Annotated in this window: 4 protein-coding genes; 2 read left to right on the plus strand and 2 right to left on the minus strand. The window is 74.4% G+C overall.

What is annotated here, in order from left to right; genetic code table 11:
* Positions 1 to 297: 297 nt before the first annotated feature.
* On the minus strand, positions 298 to 480 hold the full coding sequence (locus ABZW03_RS39095; RefSeq protein ID WP_355269372.1) for a thiazolylpeptide-type bacteriocin: 183 nt from the start codon (positions 478 to 480) through the stop codon (positions 298 to 300).
* 302 nt (positions 481 to 782) lie between these two features.
* Positions 783 to 1,502: an SDR family oxidoreductase gene (locus ABZW03_RS39100; RefSeq protein ID WP_355269374.1), complete on the minus strand. Its 720-nt coding sequence runs from the start codon at positions 1,500 to 1,502 to the stop codon at positions 783 to 785.
* A gap of 54 nt (positions 1,503 to 1,556) precedes the next feature.
* Here ABZW03_RS39100 and ABZW03_RS39105 point away from each other — a divergent pair, with 54 nt between their 5' ends.
* A complete protein-coding gene (locus tag ABZW03_RS39105; RefSeq protein WP_355269376.1) occupies positions 1,557 to 2,189 on the plus strand; it encodes a TetR/AcrR family transcriptional regulator in 633 nt (210 codons plus the stop codon).
* Positions 2,186 to 3,019 carry an SDR family NAD(P)-dependent oxidoreductase gene (locus tag ABZW03_RS39110; RefSeq protein WP_355269378.1) on the plus strand — a complete coding sequence of 278 codons (834 nt, stop codon included), beginning with the start codon at positions 2,186 to 2,188 and terminating at the stop codon, positions 3,017 to 3,019. Before ABZW03_RS39105 ends, ABZW03_RS39110 begins: the two co-directional genes overlap by 4 nt.
* The last annotated feature ends 136 nt before the right edge of the window (positions 3,020 to 3,155 follow it).

A 3,155-nucleotide genomic window follows, 5' to 3' on the forward strand; every position in this document is an offset into this window, starting at 1 on the left:
GTACGCGGCCGGGGCCGCTGCGGGCGCGAGCGCGGGCGCCCGCTCGTCCCGGGGCAGGGCGGCGCGGTCGGGCATGGGCGGTTCCCTCCGGCGGAGCCTGGGGCGCGTCTCGTGGAAATCGTCGGATCGGGTCACGGCGTCACGAACCCGGCCGGGGTCGGCACGCCGAGGCCCTGCACACGGGACGAACCCGACGCGTCCGGGTGGACGCGCCGGGTCCGTCCTGGTGCGGTGGCGCCGGCCTCGGAGGGCCGGGCCGACGGGTTCGGCCTACGGCCTGGCCCGGGCGGCGGATCGTCAGACGATCGGCGCGCTCATGTCCTGCGGCTGGGCACAGGAGGACGAGGCCTGGCAGGAACACGAACCCCAGGACGCGCCGTTCTCCGGCAGTGCGACGGTGTCGCGCAGCGAGGTGACGGTCAGCTCGCTGAGGTCGAGGTCCTGAAGGTCGAGGCCCTCGGTACGGGACGTGTCGGACATGGCGTTCTCCCTTGAGTCGGCAGGCGTGCCGCCCGGAACGGAGCGGTGTGTGCCTGCGAAACGAGTGGTGCGGGATGTGCCGGGCCCCCCGTGGGTGCGCCGTCCTCGGGTCGCTCGGACCCGGGCTCCTTCGCGCCGCCCGGGGAGAACTCTAGGCAGCGCCGGTGGCCGCCGGTACGGGCCTGCACCACCTTGGCCGGGACCCGCCCATGTCGGCTCAATACCGTTTCCCCCCAAGTGGAACCCCGCCCGTTCACCGTTCCGCGCCGGGCCGCGACCGACCCCCGACGGCGCGGCGAGGGTCAGCCGAGCGGGACCAGACGCGCACCCCCGTCGGCCTCGAGGACGGTGCCGGTGAGGTTGGCGTTGGTGGCGGCCAGGGCCACCACCTCGGCGACCTCCTCGGCCGAGGCGACGTGGCGGACCGGCAGCGCGGCGGCGGCCTGGGCGAAGTACCCGCGCCTGGCGTCCTCCGGCAGGCCGTTCCACCAGGGCGTGTCGACCAGCCCGGGCGAGACGGCGTTCACCCGGATCGGGGCGAGTTCCACGGCCAGCGGCCTGACCAGGGCCTCGACGGCGCCGTTGAGGGCCGCGAGGCCGGCGGTGCCCGGCATGCCGGTCCGCGCGGTGACGGCGCTGAGCAGGGTGATGGACCCGTCCGGTGCAAGGTGCGGCAGGACCGCCTGGATGGTGCTGACGTAGGGCCAGAACTTGGCCTCGAACGCGCGCCGCAGCACCGTCAGGTCGAGCTCGGCCACCGGCCCCGGCCCTTCGCTCCCGCCGGCCGCCAGGACCAGCCAGTCGATGCCGCCGATCGCCTCGGCGAGTGCGCCCATCTCGTCGGGGTTCCCGGCGTCGGCCCGGTGCCCGACCAGGTCGGTGTCCGTGGCGGCGAGGGCGTCGAGGCGCTCCTTGCCGCGGCCGGTGACGTGCACCGTGGCGCCACGCGCCTGGAGCAGGCGGGCCGTTGCGAGTCCGATGCCGGACGTTCCCCCGACCACGAGGGCAGTGCGCTGGGACATGGCGTCTCCTTATTTCGAACCGCTGCGTCTCGAATTAAGCTAGCCTCCATGGACATGGACGAGCAACCCCCTTCGGCATCACGCCCGGGACGCAAGCGCAGCGAGGAGAGCCGGCTGGCGATCCTGGTCGCGGCCTTCGAACTGGTCGGCGAGGTCGGCTACGCCGACCTGACGATCGAAGGCATCGCCAACCGCGCCGGGTGCGGCAAACAGACGATCTACCGCTGGTGGCCCTCCAAGGCCCACGTACTCCTCGAAGCGCTCGCGGTGAAGGCCGATCTCTACGTCACGAACGCCGACCACGGCTCCTACGCCGAGGACGTCCGGGCCTTCCTGCGGGACACGTTCCGGCTCGGCCGCCGGCAGCCCGTCGTCGACATCCTGCGCGTCCTGATGGCGGAGGCCCAGATCAACGAGGAGTTCGGCGAGCTCTTCCGCGGCGCCTTCCTGCGGCGTCGGCGCGACGCGCTCCAGGTGGTCCTCGACCGGGCCCGGGCCCGGGGCGACCTGCCGCTCCGTCCCGACGCGTCCACCGTCCTGGACCTCGTGTTCGGCACCCTGTGGTACCGCCTCCTGGCCACGCGCCAGCCGCTGGGAGACGAGCTCGTCGAGGAGCTCACGGCCGTCCTCACGCAGGCTGCGCACACCCCGGCCGACCCGACGACCGACCCGGGAGACCGGCCATGACCCTGCCCCGCACCGTCCTCGTCACCGGGGCCACCGACGGCCTCGGCCTGGCCCTGGCCGAACGCCTGGCGGCCGACGGCGCCGACCTGATCCTGCACGGCCGCGACCGGGCCAAGCTCGACCGCGTCGCGGACCGGATCGCGGCCCTCGGCGCGGCCGGGCCGCGGACCGTGATGGCGGACCTCGCCGACCTCGGCCAGGTCCGCCGGATGGCCGCGGAGCTCCGCGCGTCGGTGGACCGGCTCGACGTCCTGGTGAACAACGCCGGCATCGGCAGCGGGCGACCGGACGGCCGCACCCGCCGCACCAGCGCCGACGGCCACGAGCTGCGCTTCGCCGTCAACCACCTCGCCGGCTTCCTGCTCACCCTCGAACTCCTGCCGCTGCTGCGCGCGTCGGCGCCGGCGCGCATCGTCGACGTCGCCTCCGTCGGCCAGCACCCGCTCGACTTCGGGAACCTGATGCTGGAGCACGACTACGACGGCGTCCGCGCGTACGGCCGGAGCAAGCTCGCCCAGATCATGTGCGGCTTCGAACTCGCCGCACGCCTGCCCGCCGACGAGGTCACGGTCAACAGCCTGCACCCCGCGAGCTACATGCCGACCAAGATCGTCCTCGCCGAGATCGGGCACAGCGTCGACACGCTGGAGGAGGGGGTGGCCGCCACCCACCGGCTCGTCACCGACCCGGCACTCGCCGGCACCACCGGACGCTTCTACGACCGCACCCGCGAGGCCCGCGCCCACCCCCAGGCGTACGACCGCGAGGCCCGACTGCGCCTGTGGCAGGTGAGCCTGCGCCTCACCGGAGCCGAGAGCCCGCTGGACTGAGCGCCGCTGGAACGGAGGCCCCCGGCACCGCCCGCCCCACGGCCGTTCAGCGCAGCGGCAGCAGTCCCGGGACCGGGCCGCCGCGGCGGGCGAGGCGGCGCAGGAAGGTGGTGACACCGGGGGTGCCGACGGCCCA

The sequence above is a fragment of the Kitasatospora sp. NPDC004799 genome (genome assembly GCF_040609095.1).
Classification (GTDB): Bacteria; Actinomycetota; Actinomycetes; order Streptomycetales; family Streptomycetaceae; genus Kitasatospora.